Consider the following 2,887-nt stretch of genomic DNA (forward strand, 5'->3'; position numbering starts at 1 on the left):
GCATAGAACGATCGGGGCATGGCGCTCGAACACGCGATCCTCGTCTCCCTGCTGGAGCAGCCGGGCTCAGGCTATGAGCTGGCCCGGAGGTTCGAGCGGTCCATCGGATACTTCTGGACCGCCACGCACCAGCAGATCTACCGCGTCCTCAAGCGCATGGAGGGCGACGGCCTGCTCGACGTCCGCGACGTCCCGCAGGAGCGCCGGCCGGACAAGAAGGAGTACTCCGTCGCCGGCCCCGGCCGCGCCGCCCTCTCCGACTGGCTGCACGAACCGATCGAACCCGAAAGCCTCCGCCACGATCTCGCCGTGAAGATCCGGGGCGCGGCCTTCGACGACCCGGCCGCGCTGCTCCACGAGGTCGAGCGGCACCACCGGGTGCACAGCGACCGGCTCGCGCACTACCTCGCCGGGGAACAGCGTGACTTCACCGGTCCCGGCGCCCCCGCCCCGCTCGACGCCGGCCAGGAGCTGCAGCACGTCGTGCTGCGCGGCGGCATCGCGTACGAGCGCATGACGGTCGCCTGGCTCGACGACGTACTCGCCACCCTGCACAGGCTCGGCGCGGCCGACCCGCGTATCTGAACCGTCCCGCATCCTCCCGCCCGCAACCCCTCGGAAGGCGTATCACCATGGCCGACCCGCTGCTGTTCAACCCGAGTACCTACGACCCGGCGCACTTCGACCCCGAGACCCGCAGGCTGCTGCGCGCCACCATCGACTGGTTCGAGAACCGAGGCAAGCGCCGGATCATCGAGGACTACCGGTCCCGAGCGTGGCTGGGGGATTTCCTCGAGTTCGCCGCGAAGGAAGGCCTGTTCGCCACCTTCCTCACCCCCGCTTCCGCCGCGGAGCGGGAGGACCAGCGCTGGGACACCGCCCGGATCGCCGCGCTCAACGAGATCTTCGGGTTCTACGGACTCGACTACTGGTACGCCTGGCAGGTGACCATCCTCGGTCTCGGCCCGGTCTGGCAGAGCGACAACGCCGCCGCCCGCAGCCGCGCGGCGGAACTGCTGTCCCAGGGCGAGGTGTTCGCGTTCGGGCTGTCGGAGAAGGCGCACGGCGCCGACATCTACTCCACCGACATGCTTCTGGAGCCCGACGGCGACGGCGGCTTCCTTGCCACCGGTTCCAAGTACTACATAGGCAACGGCAACGCCGCCGGCCTGGTCTCCGTCTTCGGCCGCCGAACGGACGTCGAGGGCCCGGACGGCTACGTCTTCTTCGCGGCCGACAGCCGCCACTCCGCCTACCACCTGGTGAAGAACGTCGTCGACTCGTCCAAGTACGTCAGCGAGTTCCGCCTCGACGGCTACCCGGTCGGTCCCGACGACGTACTGCACACCGGCCGCGCCGCCTTCGACGCCGCCCTCAACACCGTCAACGTGGGCAAGTTCAACCTCTGCACCGCCTCGATCGGCATCTGCGAGCACGCGATGTACGAGGCCGTCACCCACGCGCACAACCGCATCCTCTACGGCCGCCCCGTGACCGCGTTCCCGCACGTCCGCCGTGAGCTCGCCGATGCCTACGTCCGGCTCGTCGGCATGAAGCTGTTCAGCGACCGCGCCGTCGACTACTTCCGCTCGGCCGGACCCGACGACCGCCGGTACCTCCTGTTCAACCCGATGACGAAGATGAAGGTGACCACGGAGGGCGAGAAGGTCATCGACCTGATGTGGGACGTCGTCGCCGCCAAGGGCTTCGAGAAGGACACGTACTTCGCGCAGGCCGCCGTGGAGATCCGCGGCCTGCCCAAGCTCGAGGGCACGGTCCACGTCAACCTCGCTCTCATCCTGAAGTTCATGCGCAACCACCTGCTGGAGCCCGCCGGGTACGAGCCCGTGACGACGCGTCTGGACGCCGCGGACGACGCGTTCCTCTTCCGGCAGGGACCGGCCCGCGGCCTCGGCTCCGTGCGCTTCCACGACTGGCGCCCGGCCTACGACGCGTACGCCGCGGTCCCCAACGTCGCCCGCTTCCGGGAACAGGCGGACGCGCTGTGCGACTTCGTGGCCCGTATCGCGCCCGACGAGCAGCAGAGCCGCGACCTCGACTTCCTGCTGTCCGTCGGCCAGCTCTTCGCCCTGGTCGTCCACGGCCAGCTGATCCTGGAGCAGGCCCGGCTGACCGGACTGGACGAGGACGTCCTCGACGAGCTGTTCTCCGTACTCGTCCGTGACTTCTCCGCGAACGCCGTCGAGCTGCACGGCAAGGACTCCGCGACGGAGGAACAGCAGCACTGGGCCATCGCCGCGGTACGGCGCCCCGTCGGGGACGAGGCTCGCTCGGCCCGGGTCTGGGACCGTGTCGAGGCACTGTCGGGGGCGTACGAGATGGCTCTGTGACGCCGACCGGGTAGCAAGCCGGGACCGGCCCCGCATCGCCCGCGCTCGAGGGGGCATATGGAAGGTCCGGCGGCCGGATCCGGCCGGCTGCCAGGAGGAGGTGACCATGGATACGGTCTGGGCAGGTCCGGCGCAGATGGACGGCGCACTGGGTGACGGCGTGATCGGATACGCGGTGGAAGCACCGGACGGAAGCGTGGGCACCGTCATCAGACTCTCACCGGTACCGGGGTTCGACCATCTGGTGATCGACGCGGGAGTCTGGAAGTTCGGGAGAAGTGTCGTCGTGCCCGCAGGCATGGTGACGGCCGTCGACGGAACCGAACGGGTGATCAAGGTCAGGTGTACCAAGGACCAGATCAAGGACGCTCCGCGCTTCGAGCGTGATCAGGACACCGGCGACCTCTTCTACCTGCGGAAGCTCGGTGCGTACTACGAGTCCCTGACCACTGCCCACGAATGACGGGGTGCAGGCGCCACCGGCATCCGCCGGTGGCGCCGGACCGTCGGTATGACCTGGGGCCTCTCGTTCGGAT

General features: G+C 68.9%; 3 protein-coding genes. All 3 read left to right on the plus strand.

The window, feature by feature from the left end:
• Positions 1-18 precede the first annotated feature (18 nt).
• The 3 genes from ACFWFI_RS42220 to ACFWFI_RS42230 all read left to right on the plus strand — a co-directional run bounded on the left by ACFWFI_RS42220 (position 19) and on the right by ACFWFI_RS42230 (position 2,814).
• Complete coding sequence (locus ACFWFI_RS42220) at positions 19-585, plus strand: PadR family transcriptional regulator (protein WP_387401188.1); 567 nt, start codon at positions 19-21, stop codon at positions 583-585.
• Between the two features lie 47 nt (positions 586-632).
• The gene (locus tag ACFWFI_RS42225; protein WP_387401190.1) at positions 633-2,351 is read left to right on the plus strand and encodes an acyl-CoA dehydrogenase family protein; all 1,719 of its coding nucleotides are present in this window, start codon (positions 633-635) and stop codon (positions 2,349-2,351) included.
• A 106-nt stretch (positions 2,352-2,457) separates the two neighbouring features.
• On the plus strand, positions 2,458-2,814 hold the full coding sequence (locus ACFWFI_RS42230) for a hypothetical protein (protein WP_387401192.1): 357 nt from the start codon (positions 2,458-2,460) through the stop codon (positions 2,812-2,814).
• The last annotated feature ends 73 nt before the right edge of the window (positions 2,815-2,887 follow it).

It is taken from the genome of Streptomyces sp. NPDC060209, from assembly GCF_042728155.1.
Classification (GTDB): domain Bacteria; phylum Actinomycetota; class Actinomycetes; order Streptomycetales; family Streptomycetaceae; genus Streptomyces.

Coding starts and splice junctions, on each gene's coding strand:
- ACFWFI_RS42225 (WP_387401190.1), top strand. CDS start 633: ATGGCCGACCCGCTGCTGTTCAACCCGAGTACCTACGACCCGGCGCAC.
- ACFWFI_RS42220 (WP_387401188.1), top strand. CDS start 19: ATGGCGCTCGAACACGCGATCCTCGTCTCCCTGCTGGAGCAGCCGGGC.
- ACFWFI_RS42230 (WP_387401192.1), top strand. CDS start 2,458: ATGGATACGGTCTGGGCAGGTCCGGCGCAGATGGACGGCGCACTGGGT.